This is a genomic window from Amycolatopsis sp. WQ 127309, from assembly GCF_023023025.1.
In the GTDB taxonomy this organism is placed as follows: domain Bacteria; phylum Actinomycetota; class Actinomycetes; order Mycobacteriales; family Pseudonocardiaceae; genus Amycolatopsis.
Window position 1 is genome coordinate 1,872,068 of the sequence record NZ_CP095481.1, and the last position, 23,456, is coordinate 1,895,523.

Below are 23,456 nucleotides of genomic sequence, written 5' to 3' on the forward strand. Positions count from 1 at the left end.
CAGCGTGCGCGCTCAGTCGAGCACCGCCAGGTCCAGCCGGTCGAGCCGGGCCGGGTCGGCGAGGATGTCGATCGCCACGATACGGCCACCCGCGACCGTGAAGCCGAGCACCGAGAACGGCCGGCCTTCGCGGGTCGCCACCACGCCGGCCGCGCCGTTGACCAGGGCGCGCCGGACCGTGCCGCCGCCCGCGCCGAGGCGGGAGAACGTCAGGGCCTGGCCGGCGACCGCCGCCGCGCCGGTGACCTCGATCGAGCCACCCCGCTCCGCGCCGCGGTCCGCGCGCAGGACGACGTCCGGGGCGAGCACCGAGACGAGCGCTTCGAAGTCGCCACCGCGAGCGGCGGCGAGGAACGCGTCGACGACCGCGCGCTGCCGGGCGACGTCCGGGTCCGGCGCGACCGGCGCGCCCTGCACCCGCCGGCGCGCGCGGCTCGCGAGCTGGCGGGTCGCGGCCTCGGAACGGCCGACGATCGGCGCGATCTGTTCGAACGGCATCGCGAACATGTCACGCAGCACGAACGCCAGCCGCTCGCCCGGGGTGAGCGTGTCGAGCACGACCAGCAGCGCGAGGCCGACGGAATCGGCCAGCAGCACCGACTCCTCGGGACCGTCGTCCTCGCGGGTGATGATCGGGTCCGGCACGAACTCCTCGCGCCGGGCCTTGCGCGAGCGCAGCATGTCGAGGCAGACGCGCCCGACGACGGTGGTGAGCCAGCCCGCCAGGTTCTGGACGTCGGACGTGTCACTGCGGCTGAGCCGCAGCCACGACTCCTGCACGGCGTCGTCGGCCTCGCTCAACGAGCCCAGCATTCGGTAGGCGACGGCCCGCAGGTGCTCGCGGTGCGTCTCGAAGCGGTGCGCCAGCCAGTCGGCGTCGTTCACGGTTCTCGTCCTTCGCTCAGGTGCCCCCACCACCTTGACGGATCCCGTGCGCGAGATGTGACAGCTCAGTGCGTGAGGTCCCGCAGCACCCGCGCCGGATCGACGTCCACCGCGCGGCACGTGCCGGGGTGCTCGCTCGGCGCGCTCCACGCGGCCGACACCCACAGGTCGGCGTAGTCACCGCGATCGACGGCCGGGAGCTGCCAGGTGAGCCGCGCCCCTTCCCGCTCGACGGTGTCGTCGGTGAGCGACCCGGCCCAGTACGGCGGCACGTGCCGGCCCGCCCGCGCGCACCCGCGCAGCACCTCGACGCCGGGACCGCCGACGGTGACCACGGCGTCGGCGCCCTCGGCCGTGAAGCCGGCATCGGCGGGACTCACGTCTGCCACGCCGATCAGCTCGGCCTGGACGGCGAACTCGCTCAGCGGTTCCCGCGCCAGCACACGGAAGATGGTGGTCTGCCGGGTGACGGCGGGGTAGCCGTCGGGCAGGTGCGGCACGCTCGGCCCGGACAGCACGTCGAGCCGCACGGACCGGTGCCGCCACCGGCACAGCCACGCACCGGAGTCCAGGCCCCAGGTCAGCTCCGGCCGCGCCGGCACGTCCCACCCGCCGACACGCACGGCGAACCGCACCGCGCCGAGCGGCGTGTCGATGCCCAGCGCCCGCGGCCGTGTCGTCGACAGCACGTCGGTGTCCAGCATGCAGTCATCCTCACCCCGCCCCGGGATCCGCGAAAACGCGCGGCACGAACGTCACCCGTCCGTGGAGGATCGGCCGCGAAGAGTCCGCTGTGGACGAAGCGGTCGGACCGTCCACAGCGGACTGTTTTGTGCGCCAGAAGCCGCCCGTGCCGCTGTACGCGTCGCCGACCGCTACTCCCCGGCAGGGACCACGGCGTGACACGAGACCGTCACATGTAACACCTTCGGAGTCACCCGGCCGCAGAGGTTTCTCGGTTCAGTCATTCGCCCACCACCGGGCAAATCGGGTCATCGATCACAGAACGCCTCACCCACCCGGATGATTGGTCCAGACAACTGTTATCGATTCGTGATCGAAGCACCGCTGAGCGGGAGCTACTTTGTTGTGACTCGCAACAAATGCTCGTGGATCCCCAACGGCGGAGGTGTCACGGCGTGGCCCGGACCTTTGAAAAGATTCGACGACGCCGGCGTGGCGCCGTCGCGACGCTCGCCCTCACGGCGTCGACCCTGTTGCTCGGCGCCGGGTTGAACGCCCCGGCCGCACTGGCCGCGGACGACTACACGCAGAGCGTCACCCAGCTCAGCTCGACGCAGCTGCAGCTCAACTTCACCCCGACGACCCCCGCGGTGTACGTGGACGTCCACTACACCGGCGTGCCGGGCGCCGGGCAGCAGAACGTCCGGATGACCAACTCCTCCGGCACGTGGCGCTCCACCGTCAACGGTCTGAGCAGCGGAAACACGCTCGACTACTGGTTCACCTACGAGAAGAGCGGGCCGCAGTACGACACCCCGCACTTCACCTACACCGTGGGTGGCGGCGGCACGACGACCGTCGCGGCGCCGACGTTCAGCCCGCCCGGCGGGACGTACTCGGCGGCCCAGACGGTGACGATCAGCAGTGCCACCTCCGGCGCGACCATCCGGTACACAGTGGACGGTTCGACGCCCACCGCGTCGTCGCCGCAGTACACGGCGCCGATCAGCGTCCCGGGCTCGCGGACGGTCAACGCGATCGCGCTCAAGTCCGGTTCGACGACGTCGGCGGTGTCGAGCGCGACCTACACGATCGGCACTCAGGCGGGCTGCCCGACGCAGTCGGACACCCCGAACTTCGGGTCCAACGTGCGCATCTTCGACCCGAGCATGTCCGCGGCGACGATCCAGGCGCAGCTGGACACCGACTTCAACAACCAGAAGGACACGCTCACCGCGCAGTTCGCGGACCGGCGCGTCGCCCACCTGTTCAAGCCCGGCACGTACAACAACGTGCACGACAACGTGGGCTTCTACACCTCGGTGGCCGGCCTCGGCCAGAACCCCGGCGACGTCCTGATCAACGGCGACGTCACCGTGGACGCGTTCAACGCCTCCGACAACGGCGTCGCGCTGCAGAACTTCTGGCGCTCGGCCGAGAACATGGCGGTCAACCCCTCCGGTGGCCAGGAGCGCTGGGCCGTCGCGCAGGCCGCGCCGTTCCGCCGGATGGACGTCCGCGGCGGGCTGCAGCTGTACCCGGCGAGCTACGGCTACGCGAGCGGCGGCTACATCGCCGACACGAAGGTGGCCGGCCAGGCCGCGTCGATCTCGCAGCAGCAGTGGTACACCCGCGACTCGCAGCTCGGCAGCTGGAACGGCGGCGTCTGGAACATGGTCTTCTCCGGCACCAGCGGCGCGCCGGCGACGACGTTCCCGAACCCGCCGGAGACGACGCTGGCGACCACCCCGGTCTCCCGCGACGTGCCTTACCTGTACGTCGACGGCACCGGCAAGTACCGCGTGTTCCTGCCTTCGCTGCGCACCAACGCGTCCGGCCCGAGCTGGGCGAACGGCAGCACCCCGGGCACGTCGGCACCGATGAGCCAGTTCTACGTCGTCAAGGCCGGCGACACGGCCTCGTCGATCAACAACGCGCTCGCGGCGGGCTGCAACCTGTTCTTCACGCCGGGCGTCTACCACCTCAACCAGACGCTCAACGTGACGAAGGCCGGCACGACGATCCTCGGCATCGGCTACCCGACGCTGGTGCCGGACAACGGCGTCAACGCGATGCAGGTGTCCGATGTGGACGGCGTGCGGCTCAAGGGCCTGCTGTTCGACGCCGGCACGACGAACTCGCAGGCGCTGCTCACGGTCGGCCAGTCCGGCTCGACGGCGTCCCACGCGGCGAACCCGACGACGGTCCAGGACGTGTTCTTCCGGATCGGCGGCGCGGTCGCCGGCAAGGCGACGAACAGCCTGATCGTCAACAGCGCCAACACGATCATCGACCACATCTGGGCGTGGCGCGCCGACCACGGCAACGCGGGCACGTACGGCTGGAACACGAACACGGCCGAGACGGGCTTGGTGGTGAACGGCGCGAACGTGCTGGCGACCGGCCTGTTCGTCGAGCACTACCAGAAGTACCAGGTGATCTGGAACGGCCAGGGCGGGAAGACGATCTTCTTCCAGAACGAGATGCCCTACGACGTGCCGAACCAGGCGTCGTGGAACGCGCCATCGGGTGTGGCGGGGTACGCCGCGTACAAGGTCGCGGCGGGGGTGACGTCCCATGAGGCCTGGGGTCTCGGGAGTTACTGCTTCTTCGACACGAACCCGGCGGTGTCCAGCTACCACGCGTTCGAGGTGCCGAACAACAGCGGCGTGAAGTTCCACAGCCTGCTGACGGTGTCGCTCAACTACCGCGGCACGATCACGCACGTCATCAACGACACGGGCGGTGTCACGCCCACGGGCACGGTGCCGGTCAACGTGGTGAGCTACCCGTAAACCGGGTAACGCAATGAAGGCCGCCTCACCGGACCCGACCCCGGTGGGGCGGCCTTCGTCGTCAGCGCTTGGGGTGGAGCGTGTCGTACTCGTGGGCCGCTTCGCGCTGGGTGCGTGTCGGGAGTGAGTGCTCGCCGTCTTCGGCGTCCAGGTCGTTGAGGCCCAGCTGGACGGCCTGGCGGATCTGCTCGCGGTTGTCGCGGACGACCGTGGAGAAGAAGTCGTCGATCCGCGGGTCGAGCAGGACCTCCAGCAGCACGCGGAAGGACGTGTCGACGACCGTGCGGACGATCTCGTCGTGGAACGGCAGCCGCTTGAGCTTGCCCAGCTGCGGGTCGGCGGCGATCTTCTCGGCGATGATCGTGCGCAGCTCGTCCTTGTTGGCGCCGAGCGACTTCGCGAGGTTCTCGGGGTAGTTGCCCGTTTCGAGGACCTTGACGACCTCGTCGAGCACGGCGATGGTCACCGGCTTCTTGATGGCCTTGACGATCGGCTCGGACAGTTTGTCGACAAGCCGATAAGTGAACTGCTCCCCGACGGCCCGGTCCGCGGCCCGTCCGATCCGGATCAGCAGCAGCACGACGCCGATGAACCTGTGCCCGGCGATGAACGGGTGCGCGACGGGAATCATGGCGAACAGCTCGTACCAGTTGCGCACGAGGAACTTCTTGGCCCACTTGCGTTTGCGCCACCGCCACAGGAACTCGCCGAGGAAGATCGCGCAGATCCCGCAGTCGATGTAGAAGATCACCAGGCCGACGTCGCGCGCGGGCGGGCTGAGGAGCGTGAACCCCAGCAACCCGACCGAACCGGCGGCCAGGATGAGCATGATCCAGTCGTCGGCGCGCACGTTCCCGGGCAGAATCCCGCTGTTGAGCTCCGGCTCGCGGGCTTCGCGAAGGGTGGCCATGCCCGATGATGGCACGGACGGCGCTCCCGAGCCGGTCAGCAGCGCCGCCGGTGGTAGCTCCACGTCACCGCGGCCAGCAGCGGCGCCCACAGCAGTACCGGTAGGTAACACGCCACGAGCAGGACGTGCCCTGCCGGGTGGGAGAACGCGACGAGCCCGAAGTCCGGGAAGTCCCGGAAAGCGAAGCCCCAGATCACCGCGAGCGCGACGGCCCCGGCCGCCGCCGGCCCGGTCGCGGCCCACGACGCCACGCGACGCCCACCCAGCAGCGGCACCCACCGCGGCACCCGCTCACCCCACGGCCGCACGAGCCCGAGGGTCAGCAGCGCGAGCGCCTCGGAAACCACACTGAGCCCGACGATGTAGACCGCGTCCCCGCCGACGTCGGCGTCCCCGACCCGAAGCCCGAGCGGCACCCCGGCCACCAAGGCGATCCGCCACAACCCGGACGGCAGCGTCACCAAAAGCACCAGATGCGCGGCGACCACGGCCCAGCGAGGAGGCGTTGTTGTCATGCGTCCGATCTTCGACGCGCGGCCGGCGCGACAACTCCCTCTCAGGGTTGAACCCGGCCGGGCCCTGCGAGGGAAACCCGTCAAAACCGGACACTTGCCGACGAATCCGCGCCATCGGGTAGCGAAACCGGAGCCGGTACCGATCAACCGACAGGAAACTTCGATCCAGTCGTGAGGAAGTCGCCATGACGACGCACTGAGTCTTCGAGCCAGGACGGCCACCCGGACCCTGTGGCCGTCCACCTCGGAAGTCTTTGCCGGGCAACGGGAAACACCTTGTCGCCGCGGACGTCGCACGCGCACCATCACTGTAGTCACCCGATTTCGCACTCACGTCGAAATCGTCGAAATCCGGCTGGTCCGGGAAATTCGAGGAGTCTGCCATGATGGTCGTCTGTTCTTTCGCGTCGCTGGTACGGGCCGCCGTGCTGCTGGTCGCCCTCGCCCTCGTGGCCGGGCTGTCCCTCGCGGGGCCCGCCGCGCCGGCCACCACACCGCACCCGAGCCCGGCGAGCAGCTCGGCCACCGCGTCCGTGCCGGTCGAGCAGTGACCGCACTAGGGCTCGTCCGGCAGGGCCGCCAGCCAGAGGGTCAAGCAGCGCTCCACCGCCAGCAGTTCCGTCACCGTGCAGTTCGACACCACCGCCTCCGGCAAGCGGGACAGCGCCGCCCTCGCCGTCGCCACCCTGGCCGCGCCCGCGGGCGTGCATTCCACCAGGATGCGACGGCGGTCCAGACGATCCTTCCGACGGTGGAGGTGGCCCGCTCGTTCGAGGCGGTCCAGCATTCCCGTCACCGCGCCCGTCGAGAGGTGCGTCTCCAGGGCGATGCGCCCCGCGGTCACCGGGCCGTCGGCGCCGCGGAGCGTTTCCAGGCACTGGTACTCCCGGAACGTCAAGCCCAGGTCGCGGGTCACCGCGTCGAAACGCTCGCGCAGCGCCGTTCCCAGGCGGCCGCCCAGGTCCGCGATGCGGCCCGGGTCCGGTGCCGTCGTGCGCATCGCCGCCTCACTTCCGGAGCAACGCTGTGCTGTGCTGCCCGGCCCGGAACACCGGGTCGGCCAAGACCTCCTGCAGCAGGTCGCTCGTCGTGCTGATGCCCGGGCCCGCGATGCGGAACTCGGCGAGCGCGCGCCGCATCCGGGCGATCGCCTGGTCGCGGTCCGGGGCCCAGACGATCACCTTGGCCAGCAACGAGTCGTAGTACGGCGGGACGTGCCAGCCCGCGTACGCGTGCGTGTCCACCCGGACGAACTGGCCGCCCGGCGGGACGAACTCCGTCAGCAGGCCCGGGCACGGCGCGAAGTCGCGCCGCGGGTCCTCGGCGTTCACCCGGCACTCGATCGCGACGCCGTTGGGGCGCACCTCGTCCTGCGTCACCGACAGCGGCAGGCCCGCCGCGACGCGGATCTGCTCGCGGACCAGGTCGATCCCGGTGACCGCCTCCGTCACCGGGTGCTCCACCTGGATCCGGCAGTTCACCTCGATGAACGCGGCTTCGTCGCCGTCCACCAGGAACTCGAACGTCCCGGCGCCGGTGTAGCCGACCGCCGCCGCGCCGCGGACGGCCGCTTCCGTCAGCCGCTCGCGCAAGGCCGGCGGGAGCAGCGGCGCCGGGCTCTCCTCGATCAGCTTCTGGTGCCGCCGCTGCACCGAGCAGTCGCGTTCGCCCAGGTGCAGCACCGTGCCGTGGTTGTCGGCCAGCACCTGGACCTCGATGTGCCGCGCGTTCTCCCAGTACCGCTCGAGGTAGACGCGGTCGTCGCCGAACACGCCGCGCGCCGTCGCCCGCGTCGTGCGGAACGTCGGGAGCAGCTCGTCCCACTCGCGGACCACCGCCATGCCGCGGCCACCGCCGCCCGCGGACGCCTTGATGATCACCGGCAGGCCGACGCGCTTGGTCGTCTCGACCAGCTCGGCCGGCGAACCGATGGCCTCGGCCGACCCGGGGACCACCGGCAGCCCGGCCGCGGCCATCAGCTCGCGTGCGGTCGCTTTGTCGCCGAGACGCGCCATGACGTCCGGGTGCGGGCCGATGAACACGATGCCGTTCTTGTCGCAGATCTCGGCGAAGTCCGGGTCCTCCGACAGGAACCCGTACCCGGGGTGGATCGCCTCCGCGCCGGTGCGCAGCGCGGCCTCGATGATCATCGCCGGGTACAGGTAGCTCTTGCGCGGCGCCCCGGGCCCGATCTGCACCGCCTCGTCGGCCAGCCGGACGGCGGCCGAGTCGCGGTCGGCCGTCGAGTGCACGACGACCGTGCGGATTCCCATCTCACGGCAGGTTCGCACGACGCGCAGCGCGATCTCGCCGCGGTTGGCGACGAGGATCTTGCGGAACGGCGGCTCGGTCTGCGACGTCTGGGCAGTCACACGCGTCACCCTTCGGCTCGCGGCCGGAGCAGCAGCAGCGGCTGGCCGTACTCGACGGACTCGGCGTCACCCGCGACGATCTCCGCGACGACGCCGGCCTCCTCGGCGAGGATCGGGTTCATCAGCTTCATCGCCTCGACGATGCCCACCTGCGTGCCGACCTCGATCTCGTCGCCGACCTCGACGAACGGCCGCGCGCCCGGCTCGGGGCACCGGTAGAAGGTGCCGACCACCGGGGCCGCCACCGCCACCAGGTCCTCGGCCGGGTCGGTCACCTCGGGCCGCGCCACGACGGCGACGCCGTCGGTGACGCGCACCCCCACCGGCCACTCGACCTCGATGCTGGCGCAGCCGAACCGCACCACGGCCCGGCTCGGCGGCTCAGGGGCCGCGCGGACGGCGTCGGCGAGGCTGCGTCCGAGGATCGCCATGGCGTCCTCCGCGTCGAGCCCGCCGAACGTCGAGGCCGGCAGCACCGAGTCCTCGTCGGTCGTGATTTCGGGATAGGTCCTGGTCATCACTCAGCTCCGTTCCCGCGCCGCTTCAAGGGTCCCGAACCGGCGGAACTTGGCCCGCCGGGCCGCGGCCAGGCCGGCGCCGTCCCGGCCGCGCAGCTCGCGCAACGCGCACACGACGGCGTCGCGCACGAGCAGTCCCGCGCGCGCCGGGTCGCGGTGCGCCCCACCGGGTGGCTCGGGCACCACCCCGTCGATGACACCCAGGTCCAGCAACGACCTCGCGTCCACCCGCAACGCCTCCGCGGCGACGCCCGCCGCCGCCGGGTCGCGCCACAGGATCGCGGCGCAGCCTTCGGGGCTGATCACCGAGTAGGTCGCGTTCTCGCACAGCAGCACCTGATCGCCGACGGCCAGCGCGAGCGCGCCACCGCTGCCGCCCTCACCGGTGACGACGCTGACCACCGGCACCCGCAGCCCGCCGAGCACCCGCAGGCACTCCGCGATCGCGCCGGCCTGCCCGGCGCGTTCGGCGTCGAGGCCGGGGTGCGCGCCCGGGGTGTCGATCAGGGTCACCACCGGCACGCCGAGCTTGCCCGCCAGCCGCATCAGCCGCGCGGCCTTGCGGTAGCCCGCGGGCGAGGGCATGCCGAAGTTGCGGCGCACCAGTTCGTCGGTCGCGTGGCCCTTCTGGTGGCCGATCAGCATCACCGGCAGCCCGTCGATGGCGGCGAGGCCGCCGACGATGGCCGGGCAGTCCTCGCCCGCGCGGTCGCCGTGCAGCTCGACGAACCCGTCGAGCCAGGAGACGGCGTGGTCGAGGGTGGTCGGCCGCTCGGGGTGCCGGGCGAGCTCGACGGTCTGGCGGATGTCGCGGCGCTCCAGCGCGACGACGTCCCGGATCACCGGGTCGGTGTCGCTCTCGCCCCAGTCCGGGTCGACCGGCCGGGTCGCGGTGAACAGCGCCGCCAGCACGAACGGCAGCTCGGCGCGGGCGCGGACGTCGTCGACGAGCCCGTGCTCCAGCAGGAACTCCGAGGACTGGAAGCCTTCCGGCAGCCGCTGCCGGATCGTCTGCTCGATGACGCGCGGGCCGGCGAACCCCATGCGGGCGCCCGGTTCCGCGACGATCACGTCGGCGAGCGTCGCGAACGACGCGGCGACCCCGCCGAACGTCGGGTCGGTGACGAGCGTGACGGTCAGCAGCCCGGCCTCGTCCAGCGCGGCCATCGCGTTGCTGGTCTTGGCCATCTGCACCAGCGACAGCACGCCTTCCTGCATCCGGGCGCCGCCGGAGGCGGTGACGACCAGCAGCGGGACGCGGTCGGCGAGCGCCGTCTCGGCGGCCGTCGTGATCGCCTCGCCCGCGGCCGTGCCGAGGCTGCCGCCCAGGAACCCGAAGTCCATCACCGCGACCACCACGGGCGCGCCGCGGATGGCCCCGCGGGCGACGAGCACCGCGTCCGACGTGCCGCTGTTCTCCCGCGCCTTGGCCAGCCGGCGCTCGTAGGGCTGCAGGTCGGTGAACTCCAGCGGGTCGTGCACGGTCGCGGCGGGCTCGACCAGCTCGGCCGACCCGGGGTCGAGCAGCAGGTCGAGCCGTTCGGCCGCGGTCAGCCGGAAGTACCGGCCGCACTCGTAGCAGACCTTGGCGCCGCGCTCGAGGCGCTTGCGGTAGAGCAGCGAGCGGCAGTCCGGACAGGACAGCCACTCCTCCTCCACCGGCCCGGCCGTGTCCGGCGGGCGGTTCGTCACCGAAGTCGTCATGACGCACCGTCTCCCTCTTGCGTCTCGGAGTTGTTTTCGTCGTGGTCGGGGGCCGGGCTGAACGGCGGCTGCCCGGCCAGCGCGCCGCCGCACTCGATCAGCACGCCGAGCACGGCCCGCCCGGCCGTCCGCCACCGCGGTTCCGCCGTGAACTCGGGGTTCACGGCGCGTCCGGTCCCGAGCGGGTCGCGGCGACCCGGTAGACGGCGAACGGCCGCGCCAGCGACAGATCGCGGTAGGGCCGCAGCGGCGCCGTCTGGTCCTTGTGCCCGGCGCCCTGCTCCCAGGCGTCGAACGCGGCCAGGTCGGCCCAGGAGCTGACCACCACGAAGCCGTTTTCGGCGTGGACCGAGCGCAGCAGCTCGTTGCCGAGCAGGCCGGGCGTGCCCGCCAGCCGGTCGCCGGCCTCGTGGTAAGCCGCTTCGATGCCGGCGGCGTCGTCGGTCACGTGGTAGAGCAGGACGCGCACGCCGCCGTCGGTCACCGGGCCACCGCCCAGTCCGCGTGCGCTCGACCGGCTTCGGCACTTCCCGCCAGGTGGGCGACGACGTGCATCGTCGTCATCGAGCCGCCCGAGCGGAACGGGTGCAGCTTCTGCCGGTGCTCCAGGTGCCGGTCGCTGGTCTCGAACTCGCGGAAGCGCGGCTCGTCGACCCAGTCGCTGACGATGTAGTAGACGCCGTCCTCGTCCGACCGCGACAGCCACTGCCCGAGGTTCGCCGGGTGCGACGTCACCGATTCGCCGATCTCCGTCCAGACGCGCTCGAACTCGCCGCCCAGGCCGGGCTTGATCTCCATCCGCAGCATGACGCGGAAGGCGGCGGCCATCAGGCGATCCCGCCGTCGACCGAGACGACCGAGCCGGTGACGTACCGCGCGTGGTCACTGCTGAGCCAGGACACCGCGCCGGCGACCTCGTCGGGCGTGCCGAGCCGGCCGAGCGCCGTCTTGTCGCTGTAGCGCTGGATCATCTGCGCGCGCTGCTCTTCCGGCATCGCGTCGATGGCCTCGGTGTGGATCATGCCGAGTGACAGGATGTTGAAGCGGATGCCTCGTGAACCCAGTTCACGGGCAACCGACCTGTGGAGTCCGTGCAACGCCGCTTTGGTGGTGGTGTAGTGCGCCCGCAGCGGGATGCCGACCTCGATCGACTTCGAGCTCATGCTCATCACCGAACTTCCCTCGTGCAGCAAGGGAAGCGCGCCCTGGATGATCAGGTGCACGGCGGTGACGTTGGTGTCGAGCGTCCGCTGCCAGTCCTCGAGCGACAGCTTCTCGTACGGCACGTGGTTGATGATCGCGGCGTTGTTGACGATGACGTCGAGCTGCCCGAACCGCGTCCGGCACTCACCGAGCAGCTCGGTGATCTGCGCCGGGTCGGCCAGGTCGGCGCGCACGACGTGGTGGCTGCCACCGATCTCCTTCAGCTCGCGCTCCAGCGAAAGGGCGGCTTCGCCCTCCTGCCGGTAGCACGTGACGACGTCGACGCCCTGGCGTGCCAGCGCGAGCACGACGCCGCGGCCGACCCCGCGCGTCCCGCCGGTCACGAGTGCCTTCTTGCCTGCCAAACCGAGATTCATCAGGTCCTCCGTGTTCTGGTGACGTGGGCGTCGCGGCTCACAGCGACAGGCCGAGCGCGAGGCAGTTGGCGAGCAGGGCGAGCACCGACAGCGCGGTGCGCGTCCGGTTCCACCGGCCCCACGCCGGCCGCGGGTCGCGACCGGCGAAGTCGGCGGGCAGGTCGTCCGGGTCGAGGGCCCGCACCCACTTGTTGACCGGGACGTTCTTGAGCAGCGAGATGGTGATCGTGGCCAGCGCGAGCACGGTCGCGGCCAGGAACAGCGGCCGGGTGCCGGCCGCGTCCGCGACCAGCGCGAGCGTGACGTCGCCGAGCACGGTCACGATCAGACAGACCGGCATGAACGGGTCGTAGCGTGTGGCGAAGAAGGCGTGCGCGTGCACGTACCGGTCCGCCGGCAGGCTCTGCAGCAGCGGCCAGCCCCCGAGCTGGGTTCCCATCAGGACCCCCGCGGCGAGGCCGTTGGCCAGGATCACGAGCGGGACGAGCACTTGCAGCACCGCGCACCTCCTTCGCTGCTCGCTTCAGACCGCGGCGCGCGCGGCGGCCTCGACCTTGTCCTTGATCAGCCGCATCTGGACCGGGGTGTTGGTGTTGAGCCGGTCCTGCATCGCCTGGTCACCGACCGGCGCCTGCGGCCGCATCTCGAAGTCCTGCACCCAGCGCATCCGAGTGCCTTCGGGGACCGCGAAGTACTCCCAGTAGATCCACATGTACTTGAACGGGCCGGTCTCGACCCGCTGCGAGCGCACGGTGTGCGTCGCCTCGTCCGGCGTCCGCGCGGACACCCAGCCCCAGACCTTGCCGTTCTCGTCCGGGTGCAGCGCCAGCCGGAAGCGGATCGTACCGTCCTTTTCGGACAGCACGGTCGCCTCGGAGTACTCGCTGAACAACGTCGTCCACGCCGGGATGTCGTTGGTCATCGTCCAGACGAGCTCGAGCGGCGCGTCGATGACGATCTCGTTGTCGGTGTGCCCGGCCATCTCAGACGGCCGCCTTCGAGAGCAGGTCGTTGACGAACGCGACGGCGTCGCCGGGCGTGGTCGTCTCCGAGACGGCGTCGTCCGGCAGGCTGACGCCGTAGCGGCGCTCGACCTGGCTGCGCAGCTCCAGCATGGCCAGGGAGTCGTAACCGAGGTCCGCGAACTCGACGCCGGCGATGTCGCCGTCCAGCTCGACGCCCTCGTCGACGCCGGCGCTGGTCGTCATGATCTCCTTGAGCTCCAGCAGGGTGAACTCGCTCATGGGTTTCTCCGTTCTTCGGTGCTACGGGCGGCGCAAGACGAGGGCGGCGGTGAAGCCGCCGTGACCGCGGGCCAGGACGAGCGCGGTGCGCAGGTCGGCGTCACGCGGCCGGGTCACCAGGTCGAGGTCGCAGCCCGGGGCGAGCCGCTCCGGGCCGACGGTGTGCGGGACGATCCCGGCCCGCATCGCGAGCAGCGCGGTCGCGACGTCGAGCGCGGCGCCGCCGCCGTAGAGCCGGCCGGTCAGCGTCTTCGGCGCGGTGACCGGTACCGACCCTGGTCCGAACGTCTCGACGAGGGCTCGAGCCTCGATCAGGTCGGCGGCCGGCACGCCGGACGCGTCGGCGAACACGACGTCCACTTCGGACGGTGCGACGCCGGCGTCGGCGAGGGCCCGCGCGATGGTGCGCCGGAGCACCGGCGGCCGGTCGGAGCCGGGCGGCGGGTCGAACCCGGCCGCGTACCCGGCGATGACGCCGTACGCCTCGACGCCTCGTTCGCGGGCGCTGTCGGCGCTCTCCGCGATCAGGATCGCGCCGCCTTCACCGGGCAAGTGCCCGGACGCCTCGACGTCGAAGGGGAGGTACGCGCGGGCCGGGTCGTCCACTGTGGACAAGCCACCGGCGGACAGCTGGGCCACGAGGCCGTACGGGCACAGCGACGCGTCGGTGCCGCCGCTGACGACGACCCGCGAGCCGCCGCGAATCAGCCGGCGCGCCTGGCCGAGAACGTCGAGCCCGCCTGCCTGTTCGCAGGCCAGCACGCCGCACGGGCCGCGCATGCCGTGCCGGATCGAGATCTGGCCGGTGGTCGCGGCGTAGAACCAGGCGATGGACTGGTACGCGCCGACCCACGACGGCCCGTTCTGGTACAGCCGCTCCATCTCGTGCTGCCCGAACTCGGTGCCGCCGGAGCTGCTCGAGGTGACGACGGCCATCTCGAACTCGGGCACGCCCGCCGGGTCGAGCGCGGCGTCGGCCAGCGCGTCGGCCGCGGCGGCGAGGCCGAGGTGCGTCCAGTGGTCGGTCTGCGGGATCAGCCGGCCGGGGATCCGCTCCCGCGCGGAGAACCCGGGCACCTGGCCGGCGTGCCGGACCGGGTAGCCGGAGGCGTCGAAGCGGTCGATCCGGGCGATGCCCGACTTGCCCGCGAGAACCGCCTCCCAGTGCGCCGTGGCGCCGATCCCGGTCGGCGCGACCACGCCGATCCCGGTGACGACCGTGCTCATCGATGCCCTCCACGCGAAAAGAATCCGAGACGGATAACGGTTTCCCTGCTCACGCGATCCAGAATGCGGACCACCCCTACAACCCACCTAGGACGGGACTCGAAACCGCTCAGGCCGGGACCAATGCGACCGCGTTGACCACGGCCGCAACCAGCGCCAACGCCGTCCGCAGCAGGTGGAAGCGGCGCCACAGCGGACGCGGGTCGCGCCAGTCCGGCGGAATGCTTTCCGGGTCCAACGATTTGACGACGCGGTTGATCGGCACGTTGCAGAAGTGCGAGACGATCGAAACCGCCAGCAAAAGCACCGCGGCGACCGCGAACAACCCGTTCCCGGAATCGGCCGTGAACACCAGCACGACGTCGATCACCGTCGAGGAGAGCACGATGATCGGCATCGTCGGGTCCCACCGCTTGCCGATCAGCTGGTGGGCGTAGACGTACCGGTCGGCGGGCATCGTGATCAGGGCGGGCAGCACGCTCAGCGCCACCGCGAACAGCACCCCGGCCGCGACCCCGCTGCCGGCCAGCACCGCAACGGACAGCAGCCACGTGATCATGGCCGGACAGCCGCCCGGGACAGCTCGACGACCGCGGCCGCGTCGTCGTCACCACGGCCCGCGTCGAGCAGTTCCTCGAACCGCTCGGCCGCTTTCGACGTCAGTGGCAGCGAAGCGCCGTGACGCTCCGCTTCGGCCGTCGCGAGCCGGAGGTCCTTGTGCATCAACGTCGTCCGGAACGCGGCCGGGCGGTAGGAGCGGCGCCGCATGAAGTCCGCGCGGAACGCCAGCACCGGCGAACGCCAGCCGCTGTTGTCGAACGCGTCCAGCAGCAGGTCGCGTTCCATGCCCATCGACTCGGCGAGCGCGACCGCCTCGGCCAGCCCGGCCGTCTGCACGCCGAGCAGCAGGTTGAACGCCAGCTTCAGCACACCCGCGCTGCCCGGTCCGCCGAGGTAGCGGACGTCCCGGCCGAGCGCGGACAGCACGCCGGAGACGTCGTCCGCCCACGCGCGCTCGCCGGCCACGAACACCCGCAGCTCACCGGTCGCGGCCATCTTCGGGTTCCCGATGACGCACGCCTCGACCCGCCGCACGCCGAGCGCGTCGAGCCGATCGGTGATCTCCTGGGCGAAGGCGGGCGACACCGTCGAAGTGTCCACAATGGTCAGTCCGGGCCGCAGCCGGGTCGCGAGGCCGTCGAAGACGACCTGCGTGACGGCGGCTTCGTCGGCCAGGCTGAGCAGCACGACGTCCACGTCCGCCGCGGCTTCCGCCGGGGACGCGGCGATCCGCGCCCCCGCCGCCGCGAGCGGGGCGGCCTTCGCCGCCGTCCGGTTGTAGGCGGTGACCTCGAACCCGGCGGCGAGCAGGGCCCGGGCCATGCCCCCGCCCATCATCCCGAGGCCGATCACGCCGATGCGTGCCAGAGTCATGGCTCAGCTCCCCGCCGGGTGGGTCGCGACGGACAGCTGCGAGACGCACCGCATGGTGGCGTTCCGGAAGTACTCGGCGAACCCGGCCGCGCTGTCGGTCTCGCGCCGCTCGGCGAGGTACGGCGCGAGTTCGTGCTCGACCGTGTGCACCCCGCTCTGGGCCGCCATGTGCTTGCCGACGGCCGCGAAGTCGCCTTCGAAGTGGATGAACCGCACGACGACGTCGTCCTTGACGAACACGGCCGTGCCGAGCAGCCGGCCGGCCGCGTCGCCGTCGTCGCCGCGGAAGTCCGGGGTGTCGACCCGCTTGAACCGCGCGAAGACGTCGGCGATCTCGTCCTCGAACCCGGGCTTGACCCGGTAGGTGATGGCCGCGTAGGGCATTACACGTGTCCTTTCTGGACATCGGCGACTTCGGGGACGTCGGCGACGAGCGCGTTGCCGAGCGTGCGGCGGGACAGCAGGAAGACGACGCCGATGAGGGCGGCCACCCCGCCGAGGGAGGCGTAGTAGACGGGCTCGCTCATGGCCGTGCTCAGCCGCACCAGCATGCTGCCGAGCCCGCCACCCAGGGCGGCGAACAGCCACAGCATCCCGATCACGCGGCCGATGAACTCCGGCCCGAGCACGTCGGCGGCCGACGAGATCGCGACCGCCGCGATGATCACCTCACCCGCCGCGTGCAGCAGGTAGACCAGCGCGAGCCACAGGAGTGACACCTGCTGACCGTCTTCGGCGAGCGACGACCCGACGCACATCACGAGGAACCCGGTGCCCACCATCACCAGGCCGACGCCGAGCTTGACGCCGACGCCGTCGACCGCGGGCAGCACCTTCGCGACCACCGGGGCGAGCACCAGGATGAACGCCGGCGTCGCCGCCTGCAGCCAGCTGGCCGGGATGCCCAGGCCGAACACCGTCAGGTCGGTGTGGTCCCGCGCGAACAGCGTCAGCAGCGACGCCGAGTGCGCGATGATGATCCAGAACAACGTGGCCCCGAGGCACACCGCGAGGTAACCGCGCAGCCGGCGCCGCCGCCCCGCGGTGAGCGCCGGGTTCCGGTACAGCGTCACGTACCCCACGACCGGCAGCAGGATGCTGAGCACACTCGCGATCAGGATCGCGGTGGTCGCGGACAGCCGACCCGTCACGGCCAGCAGCGCGACGAGCACCACGGCGAGCCCGAGCACCAGGCCCGCCCCACGCAGGGCCCGGCGCCGCTCGACCGGCGTGGCCGGCCGGCGCGGGCGCATCCCGGTGCCGCCGAACTGCTCGGCCGAGACGGCCAGCAGCACCGCCGTCACCAGGACGGCCGCCGAGGCGACCGAGAACCCGAGGTGCCAGCTGACCTTCTCACCGAGGTAGCCGGTGATCAGCGGCGCGGCCAGCGCCGAGATCTGGACCCCGACGTACATCAGCGAGATGCCCGACTCACGGCCGCGGCGGCCGTCGAACATCAGGTTGATCAGCGCCTGGTGGTTCGGCTTGAACAGCCCGCCACCCGCGGCGAGCAGGATCAGGCCGGCTGTGGTGGCCCAGCCGGTCGGCGCGGCCAGCGCCAGGTAGCCGGCGCCGCTGAGCACGCACCCGCACAGCAGCCCGCGCCACTGCCCGAGCAGCCGGTCACCGATCCAGCCGCCGGGCAGCGAGAGCAGGAACATCACGCTGATCCAGGCGCCGAACAACGCGGCCGCGTCGGCCGTGCGCAGGCCGAGGCCGCCCCGCTCCACCGGCGCGGCGGCGTACAGCACGAGGATCGCCTGCATGCCGTAGAACCCGAAGCGCTCCAACGTGTCCGTGACGAACAGCGTCGTGTACCAGCGCGGCATCCGTCTCAACGAGACCGTGCCGTCGAGCGCGACCCGGTCGATCTCCGGCGCGCTCACGCCACGCCCTCGGGCGGCAGGCCGCTGGCGCGGGTCAGCACGTCGGCGAGCACGGTGTCCTGGTCGGCGACCTTGCCGGCCGAGCGCCACGCGACGAACGCGTCCGGCCGCACGAGCACCGCACCGTCCGCCGAGACGCCGTACGCCTTGGCCCAGTCACGGTCGACGGCGGTGATCTCGCCGCCGTCGATCACCTGGACCTCCAGCGGCAGGCCCGTCTGCTTGGCGACGCGCTCGGCGGCCTCGACCCACCCGTTGGCGCGGGAGCCGGTGAGCAGCACGAACTTGTCCCAGAACAGGTCGATTGTGGACAGTCGCTGCCCGTTGCGCTCCAGCCAGACGTGCGGGGCCCGGGTGCCGGGCTCGCCGGCCAGCTCCAGGCCCGGGCTGAGCGTCGGCGCGTCCGCCTGACCGCCGGTGATCGCCTCGGAGTGGTAGCGGTACCCGAGGGTGATGATGACGTCGTCCACCAGGGACGCCCGGGTCTCTTCGTCGGCGTAACCGTGCCGGATCCGGTTGCGCACCATGGCCTGGCGGGCCATCGCGCCGCCGACGCCGCGGCGCTCGGCGTCGTAGCTGTCGAGCAGCGCGTCGCCGCCCGTGCCGGCGAGCACAGCGGCGATCTTCCACGCGAGGTTGTGTGCGTCGTGGATGCCGGTGTTGGCCCCGAACCCGCCGGCCGGCGGGTGCACGTGCGCCGCGTCGCCGGCGAGGAAGACGCGCTCGCGGCGGAACGTGTCGGCCACCAGCTGCGCCCCCTGCCACGGCACCTTCGCGACGATCTCGACGTCCATGTCCGGCACCCCGGCGGCCGTGCGCACGATGTCGACGCAGCGCTCGTCCGGGTAGTCGGCCGGCGTCTCGCCCTTCTCCGGGTAGTACAGCGGCGCGGCCAGCCACGGGTCGGCGCCGTGCAGCCGCGACAGGCCCATCAGCGTGCCGGGCGCCGCGGTGGCGTAGCACAGGATGAACTTGCGGTCCTTGAGCACCGACGTCAGCTGCGGCGCGCGGAAGTACACGCTCAGCGCGTTGAACACGGTCCCGATGCCGCTGCGCTCGACGCCGAGCGCCTTGCGGATCCGGCTGTTCGCGCCGTCCGCGCCGACCAGGTAGTCGGCCCGGACCGTGGTCTCCTCGCCGGTGGTGAGGTCCTTGATCTGCGCGGTGACGCCGCCTTCGTCCTGGGTGAACGACGTCAGCCGCGTCCCGAACCGGATGTCGGCGCCCGCGCCGCGGGCCAGGTCGGCCAGCACGCGCTCGTAGCGGTCCTGGCCGCAGCCCATCACGCGCTCGGGGCTGACGGTCGGGCCGTCCAGCGACGGCGACTCCAGCACCTCGGCGTCGTCGATCTCGGCGAACGTGCGGACCTGGATGATGCCGCCCTCGAAGTACGGGTGGGAGTCGCCGACCTCGAGGGCGCGGATCTCCTGGTTCACCCCGGCGGCGCGGAAGAGCTCCATGGTCCGGGCCTGCAGCCCGGGCGCCCGCGGCAGCGTGGACGTGCCGTCCCGCTGCTCCACGAGCAGGGGCCCGACGCCGTGGCGGGCCAGGAACAGCGCGGTCGAGATGCCGACCGGGCCGGCGCCCACGACGAGCACCGGCACTCGGATGTCAGTCATGCGTTTTCCTTTGCTCGCGGCCGGGTTACAGGCAGACCTTGGCCAGCTCGTCGAGCTGGTCGACGTCGGCCGTGCAGGGGAAGAGCAGGAGTTCGTCGCACCCGGCGGCGGCGTAGGCGTCGATCGTCTCGCGCAGCCGGGTCTCGTCGGAGATGACGCCGTTCGCCAGGAACTGCGCCTTCTCGCCCATGTAGGAGTAGTAGTCGAGCAGGTAGCGGCCACCGGCCGCCTTGCGCTCCTCGCCGAGGGCGACGTAGGTGAGCGCGCCCATCTTCGGCGTGTCCGTGCGGCCCGCCGCGACGAACGCCGTGCGGACCTGGTCGGCCTGCTGCGGGTAGCGCGAAACCGGGCCGCCACCGGACACCCAGCCGATGCCGTGCTCGGCGGCGCGGCGGATGAACGCGGGCCCGTTGCCACCGGCCCAGATCGGGACGGCCGTGCCGTTCGACGGCTTCGGGCCGATGCCGGGCACCGGGCCGCGGCCCGCCCAGACCTCCTTGAGCTCGCCCAGCAGCTGGTCGAGCCACTTGCCGCGGGTGTGGAAGTCGACGCCGGTGGCGAGGAAGTCGTCCTCGCGCCCGCCGGCGGCGACGCCGACCACCAGCCGCCCGCCGGAGAGCCGGTCGATGCTGGCCAGTTGCTTGGCCAGCAGCGCCGCGCTCGGCCAGTAACCGGCCAGCAGGATGGTCGGGGCCAGGGTGATCCGGCTGGTGGCGGCGGCCGCCGCGGCCAGCGCCACCGTGGCGTCGTAGCTGTCGTACACCAGCCGGTCGAGCACGGCCAGCGTGCTGAACCCGAGCTCGTCCGCGCGAGCGGCGAACTCGATCAGCTGCCGGCCGTCCGTGCCGGGGACGGTGTTGGGCAGGCCCACTCCGATGTCCATAACTCCTCCTGTCTCTTCAGCCGGCCACGCGCGCCGGGAGCACCGACTCGTCGAAGTCGATCCGCTTGAGCGACCACTTCGCGACCTGCAGCGACATCGCGACGGCGTCCGTGGCGTACCCGAGCATTTCCGTCTGGTAGCGCTCGGAAGCCAGCGCTACCGGCTGTTCGCCGCGGTCGGCGGCGAACAGCTCGCGGGTGAGCGTCGCGGCGTCGCGCAGCGCCGTGTTCGCGCCGACCCCACCGGACGGCGGCATGGCGTGGACGGCGTCGCCGAGCGGGATGACCGGGCCCGGTTCCCACGGCTCGATCGGCGCGGTCGCCCGGACGGCCACCGGGAACGTCTCCTCGACGTCGGCGAACTCCATGATCGCCCGCAGGTGCGGGTGCCAGCCGGTGGTGCGGGCCTTCGCGAACTCCCACAGCTCGGCGCCGCTCATCGCGAGGAACTGCTCGTCCGGCATCCCGGTCGCCGTGCGGTGCATGGAGAACACCGACATGAAGTAGTCGTCGCACGGCTCGAAGGCCAGCTCCGGCCACAGTCTGGCCGAGGCCGTCGCCGGTTCGGTCCGGAAGACCATCGGCATCAGGCCGAGCTTGTGCTCGTCCGAGCCGATCACCCAGGTGAACCGGTCCTGCAGGATCTCCGGCAGTTCCGCGCGCAGCCGCGCGGTCATCGGGATCCGGCCGAAGATCGTCCGGACGCCGAGGTCACGCGGCTCGGCTCCGCCACGCGCCCGCCGGATGCCGGAGTTCGCGCCGTCCGCGGCGACGAGGACGTCCCCGGTGTCGACGCTGCCGTCCGCGAACTGCACGGCGACCGTGCCGTCGGCGAGGACCTCGTGGTGGGTGTAGCGCTTGCCGAAGTGGACGGCGTCGGTGAGCCCGGCCAGCAGGACCTTCCGCAGCGTGACGCGGTCGACGGCGTCGACCTTGTCCGCCTGCCCGGCCCGCGGGTCGGTCATCTCCGGAGTCCACTGTGGAGTGAGGTGCTCGTCGTAGTTCGCCATGCCGAAGCCGTAGCGGCTGTTCGCCGTCGCGGTCAGTATTTCCTGGACGCGCTCGGGCAGGCACTCCCGCAGCGCGCGTTCGCCGTCCTGGCTGATGTGCAGCCGGTAGCCCTGGTTGCGGCCGCGGATCGAGTCGTCGCGTTCGTGCACGGAGACGTCGACGCCGGCCTTGCGCAGCCCCTGGGCCAGGCACAGCCCGCCGACGCCACCGCCGATGACGACGACCCGCAGGCCGCGCCGCGCGGTGGCCATCAGACCCCGCCGTCGACGTTGAGGGTGACACCGCTGATGTACTTCGCCGTGTCACCGGCGAGGAACAGCACGGCGCCGGCGACGTCCTCGGGCTGGCAGATCCGGCCCAGCGCCGTCATCCCGACGATCCGCTCGACGGCGTGCGGCGGCAGGCCCGCGCCCGGCTCGGTCTCGGTGAGACCGGGGGCGACGGTGTTGACCCGGATGCCGCGCGGGCCGAGCTCCTTGCACAGGCCGCGGGTGAAGCCGATCAGCGCGGCCTTCGACGCGGTGTAGTGCACGCCGTTGACGCGGCCGCGCAGCGCGACCGACGACCCGACGTTCACCACCGAGGCGCCGTCGGTCAGCAGGTCCAGCACGGCCTGCGTGACCAGGTAGGCCGACGTCACGTTGTGGTCGATGAGCCGGTCCCACTCGGCGTCGTCGATCTCCCCGAAGGGGACCCCGCCGTCGACGCCGACGTTGTTGACGACGACATCGAGCCCACCCCAGTCGGCTCGCACCGTCTCCGCCAGCGCCGCGACGTCCGCGCGGCGCGTCACGTCCGCCTGCACCAGGCGGTGGTGCTCGCCGAGCGCCTTCAGTTCCCGCGCCAGGCTTTCCGCCGCCTCGTCACCGGTTCGGTGGCCGGCGAGCACCCAGGCTCCGGCCCGGGCGAAGGCAAGCGCCGTGGCCCGGCCGATCCCCTTGGTGCCACCGGTCACCAGTACTCGTTTGCCCCGCAGTCCTTGCTCCACCGGACGCCACCTTTCCCGTTCGACTTGGCCGTGAGCCTGACAAGGACCGCTGAACCGGAACTCGAACCCGGGTGGAGCCCGCCGGTTCCACGCCGGTTCGAGTTGCGCTCCACCCCGCGGTGGAACGGTGACGACAGATCCGGCCCGGTCAGTGGCCGCGCGAACTGTCGAGAAGGGAAGTCGGCACATGACGAGTACCGCACCGGATGTCAGCACCCCGGCGGGAATCATCAGGCTCTGCAACGCTTTCTGTGACGCCAAGGCGTTGCTCACCGCGGTGGAACTCGACCTGTTCACCAAGCTGCACTCGGGCTCGGCGACCGAAGAGCAGCTCCGGAAGAGCCTGGCGCTGCACGGCCGCGGCCTCGGCGACTTCCTGAACCTGCTGGTGGCACTGGGCCTGCTGGAGAAGGAGGGCGACCGCTACCGCAACGCGTCCGGCGCCGACCGCTATCTGGTGACGAACCTCCCGACGTACGTCGGCGGCTTCATGCACCGCGCCAACAACAACCTGTACCCGGCGTGGGGCCTGCTCACCGAGGCGCTCAAGACCGGGAAGCCGCAGGCCGAGGGCGACTTCGAGCAGGTCATCGCGAACCCGAAGGTGCTGGGCCAGTTCATCCGGATGATGGACGCGCTCACGCAGGTGCTCGGGCCGCAGCTGATCGAGGCGTTCGAATGGTCGGAGTTCAAGACCATGCTCGACATCGGCGGCTGCCGCGGCAACATGGCGAGCCAGATCGTCAAGGCGAACCCGGACCTCTACGGGCACGTCTTCGACCTGCCGCCGATGAAGCCGTTCTTCACCGAGCACATGGCGACGCTCGGCCTGACCGACCGCCTGGAGTTCCACGGCGGCAACGTCTTCCACGACGACCTGCCGTCGGCCGACCTGGTGGTGCTGGGCCACATCCTGCACGACTTCGACCGCGACCACCGCAAGCGCATCCTGCAGAAGGCCGCGGCGTCGGTCAACCCCGGCGGCACGCTGCTGGTGTACGACCGCATGCTGGACGAGGACCCGCGCCACGTCGAGAACCTGGTGATCAGCATCGACATGCTCCTGGTCAGCGACGGCGGCTCGGAGTACCCGGCCTCGGAGGTCCGCGAGCACGCCGCGGAGGTCGGCTTCACGGACTTCACGTCGAAGCCCCTGGGCGACTACGACACCCTGGTCGTCCTTCGCCGCCCCGCCTGATTCC

The 23,456-nt window shown here is 71.6% G+C and carries 27 protein-coding genes; 3 read left to right on the forward strand and 24 right to left on the reverse strand.

The window, feature by feature from the left end; translation table 11 throughout:
- Positions 1-12: 12 nt before the first annotated feature.
- Positions 13-885, reverse strand: coding sequence for a sigma-70 family RNA polymerase sigma factor (locus tag MUY22_RS08330; RefSeq protein ID WP_247058684.1), 873 nt, complete (start codon positions 883-885; stop codon positions 13-15).
- A 65-nt stretch (positions 886-950) separates the two neighbouring features.
- On the reverse strand, positions 951-1,589 hold the full coding sequence (locus tag MUY22_RS08335; protein ID WP_247058685.1) for a hypothetical protein: 639 nt from the start codon (positions 1,587-1,589) through the stop codon (positions 951-953).
- 435 nt (positions 1,590-2,024) lie between these two features.
- Between MUY22_RS08335 and MUY22_RS08340 the strand changes: the two genes are divergently transcribed.
- Complete coding sequence (locus MUY22_RS08340; protein WP_247058686.1) at positions 2,025-4,364, forward strand: chitobiase/beta-hexosaminidase C-terminal domain-containing protein; 2,340 nt, start codon at positions 2,025-2,027, stop codon at positions 4,362-4,364.
- Between the two features lie 61 nt (positions 4,365-4,425).
- On the opposite strand, the gene MUY22_RS08345 is transcribed toward MUY22_RS08340, so the two are convergent.
- Together MUY22_RS08345 and MUY22_RS08350 are read right to left on the reverse strand one after the other, a co-directional pair.
- Positions 4,426-5,274 carry an ion transporter gene (locus MUY22_RS08345; RefSeq protein WP_247058687.1) on the reverse strand — a complete coding sequence of 283 codons (849 nt, stop codon included), beginning with the start codon at positions 5,272-5,274 and terminating at the stop codon, positions 4,426-4,428.
- Positions 5,275-5,309: 35 nt separating this feature from the next.
- Positions 5,310-5,789, reverse strand: coding sequence for a hypothetical protein (locus MUY22_RS08350; protein WP_247058688.1), 480 nt, complete (start codon positions 5,787-5,789; stop codon positions 5,310-5,312).
- A gap of 383 nt (positions 5,790-6,172) precedes the next feature.
- Here MUY22_RS08350 and MUY22_RS08355 point away from each other — a divergent pair, with 383 nt between their 5' ends.
- Positions 6,173-6,340: a hypothetical protein gene (locus tag MUY22_RS08355; RefSeq protein WP_247058689.1), complete on the forward strand. Its 168-nt coding sequence runs from the start codon at positions 6,173-6,175 to the stop codon at positions 6,338-6,340.
- Positions 6,341-6,345: 5 nt separating this feature from the next.
- Here MUY22_RS08355 and MUY22_RS08360 read toward each other — a convergent pair whose 3' ends face one another.
- The 20 genes from MUY22_RS08360 to MUY22_RS08455 form a co-directional block, all read right to left on the reverse strand.
- The gene (locus tag MUY22_RS08360; protein ID WP_247058690.1) at positions 6,346-6,789 is read right to left on the reverse strand and encodes a MarR family winged helix-turn-helix transcriptional regulator; all 444 of its coding nucleotides are present in this window, start codon (positions 6,787-6,789) and stop codon (positions 6,346-6,348) included.
- A 7-nt stretch (positions 6,790-6,796) separates the two neighbouring features.
- On the reverse strand, positions 6,797-8,161 hold the full coding sequence (locus MUY22_RS08365; RefSeq protein ID WP_247058691.1) for an acetyl/propionyl/methylcrotonyl-CoA carboxylase subunit alpha: 1,365 nt from the start codon (positions 8,159-8,161) through the stop codon (positions 6,797-6,799).
- 5 nt (positions 8,162-8,166) lie between these two features.
- Positions 8,167-8,679: a biotin/lipoyl-containing protein gene (locus MUY22_RS08370; RefSeq protein ID WP_247058692.1), complete on the reverse strand. Its 513-nt coding sequence runs from the start codon at positions 8,677-8,679 to the stop codon at positions 8,167-8,169.
- A gap of 3 nt (positions 8,680-8,682) precedes the next feature.
- Positions 8,683-10,383 carry an acetyl-CoA carboxylase carboxyl transferase subunit alpha gene (accA, locus tag MUY22_RS08375; RefSeq protein WP_247058693.1) on the reverse strand — a complete coding sequence of 567 codons (1,701 nt, stop codon included), beginning with the start codon at positions 10,381-10,383 and terminating at the stop codon, positions 8,683-8,685.
- The gene (locus MUY22_RS08380) at positions 10,380-10,547 is read right to left on the reverse strand and encodes a hypothetical protein (RefSeq protein ID WP_247058694.1); all 168 of its coding nucleotides are present in this window, start codon (positions 10,545-10,547) and stop codon (positions 10,380-10,382) included. Before MUY22_RS08380 ends, accA begins: the two co-directional genes overlap by 4 nt.
- Positions 10,544-10,867, reverse strand: a complete 324-nt coding sequence (locus tag MUY22_RS08385) for an antibiotic biosynthesis monooxygenase (protein ID WP_247058695.1) — start codon at positions 10,865-10,867, stop codon at positions 10,544-10,546. Before MUY22_RS08385 ends, MUY22_RS08380 begins: the two co-directional genes overlap by 4 nt.
- Positions 10,864-11,211 carry an antibiotic biosynthesis monooxygenase gene (locus MUY22_RS08390; protein WP_247058696.1) on the reverse strand — a complete coding sequence of 116 codons (348 nt, stop codon included), beginning with the start codon at positions 11,209-11,211 and terminating at the stop codon, positions 10,864-10,866. The genes MUY22_RS08385 and MUY22_RS08390 overlap by 4 nt, the downstream gene beginning before the upstream one ends.
- Positions 11,211-11,963 carry an SDR family NAD(P)-dependent oxidoreductase gene (locus tag MUY22_RS08395; protein ID WP_247058697.1) on the reverse strand — a complete coding sequence of 251 codons (753 nt, stop codon included), beginning with the start codon at positions 11,961-11,963 and terminating at the stop codon, positions 11,211-11,213. Before MUY22_RS08395 ends, MUY22_RS08390 begins: the two co-directional genes overlap by 1 nt.
- Before the next feature lie 37 nt (positions 11,964-12,000).
- Entirely contained in the window at positions 12,001-12,462 is a 462-nt protein-coding gene (locus MUY22_RS08400; protein WP_247058698.1) for a DUF1772 domain-containing protein, read from the reverse strand.
- A gap of 24 nt (positions 12,463-12,486) precedes the next feature.
- Positions 12,487-12,945: an SRPBCC family protein gene (locus MUY22_RS08405; RefSeq protein ID WP_247058699.1), complete on the reverse strand. Its 459-nt coding sequence runs from the start codon at positions 12,943-12,945 to the stop codon at positions 12,487-12,489.
- Position 12,946: 1 nt separating this feature from the next.
- On the reverse strand, positions 12,947-13,207 hold the full coding sequence (locus MUY22_RS08410; RefSeq protein ID WP_247058700.1) for an acyl carrier protein: 261 nt from the start codon (positions 13,205-13,207) through the stop codon (positions 12,947-12,949).
- A 21-nt stretch (positions 13,208-13,228) separates the two neighbouring features.
- Positions 13,229-14,434: a ketosynthase chain-length factor gene (locus MUY22_RS08415; RefSeq protein WP_247058701.1), complete on the reverse strand. Its 1,206-nt coding sequence runs from the start codon at positions 14,432-14,434 to the stop codon at positions 13,229-13,231.
- 109 nt (positions 14,435-14,543) lie between these two features.
- Positions 14,544-14,993, reverse strand: coding sequence for a DUF1772 domain-containing protein (locus MUY22_RS08420; protein ID WP_247058702.1), 450 nt, complete (start codon positions 14,991-14,993; stop codon positions 14,544-14,546).
- Positions 14,990-15,868, reverse strand: coding sequence for an NAD(P)-dependent oxidoreductase (locus tag MUY22_RS08425; protein WP_247058703.1), 879 nt, complete (start codon positions 15,866-15,868; stop codon positions 14,990-14,992). The genes MUY22_RS08420 and MUY22_RS08425 overlap by 4 nt, the downstream gene beginning before the upstream one ends.
- Before the next feature lie 3 nt (positions 15,869-15,871).
- The gene (locus MUY22_RS08430; protein WP_247058704.1) at positions 15,872-16,252 is read right to left on the reverse strand and encodes a SchA/CurD-like domain-containing protein; all 381 of its coding nucleotides are present in this window, start codon (positions 16,250-16,252) and stop codon (positions 15,872-15,874) included.
- On the reverse strand, positions 16,252-17,754 hold the full coding sequence (locus tag MUY22_RS08435) for a peptide MFS transporter (RefSeq protein ID WP_247058705.1): 1,503 nt from the start codon (positions 17,752-17,754) through the stop codon (positions 16,252-16,254). Before MUY22_RS08435 ends, MUY22_RS08430 begins: the two co-directional genes overlap by 1 nt.
- Entirely contained in the window at positions 17,751-19,373 is a 1,623-nt protein-coding gene (locus MUY22_RS08440; RefSeq protein WP_247058706.1) for an FAD-dependent oxidoreductase, read from the reverse strand. Before MUY22_RS08440 ends, MUY22_RS08435 begins: the two co-directional genes overlap by 4 nt.
- A gap of 25 nt (positions 19,374-19,398) precedes the next feature.
- Positions 19,399-20,256 carry an LLM class flavin-dependent oxidoreductase gene (locus MUY22_RS08445; RefSeq protein ID WP_247058707.1) on the reverse strand — a complete coding sequence of 286 codons (858 nt, stop codon included), beginning with the start codon at positions 20,254-20,256 and terminating at the stop codon, positions 19,399-19,401.
- 16 nt (positions 20,257-20,272) lie between these two features.
- Complete coding sequence (locus tag MUY22_RS08450; RefSeq protein ID WP_247058708.1) at positions 20,273-21,517, reverse strand: NAD(P)/FAD-dependent oxidoreductase; 1,245 nt, start codon at positions 21,515-21,517, stop codon at positions 20,273-20,275.
- Complete coding sequence (locus tag MUY22_RS08455; RefSeq protein ID WP_247058709.1) at positions 21,517-22,254, reverse strand: SDR family NAD(P)-dependent oxidoreductase; 738 nt, start codon at positions 22,252-22,254, stop codon at positions 21,517-21,519. Before MUY22_RS08455 ends, MUY22_RS08450 begins: the two co-directional genes overlap by 1 nt.
- 187 nt (positions 22,255-22,441) lie before the next feature.
- Between MUY22_RS08455 and MUY22_RS08460 the strand changes: the two genes are divergently transcribed.
- Positions 22,442-23,452: a methyltransferase gene (locus MUY22_RS08460; RefSeq protein WP_247058710.1), complete on the forward strand. Its 1,011-nt coding sequence runs from the start codon at positions 22,442-22,444 to the stop codon at positions 23,450-23,452.
- The last annotated feature ends 4 nt before the right edge of the window (positions 23,453-23,456 follow it).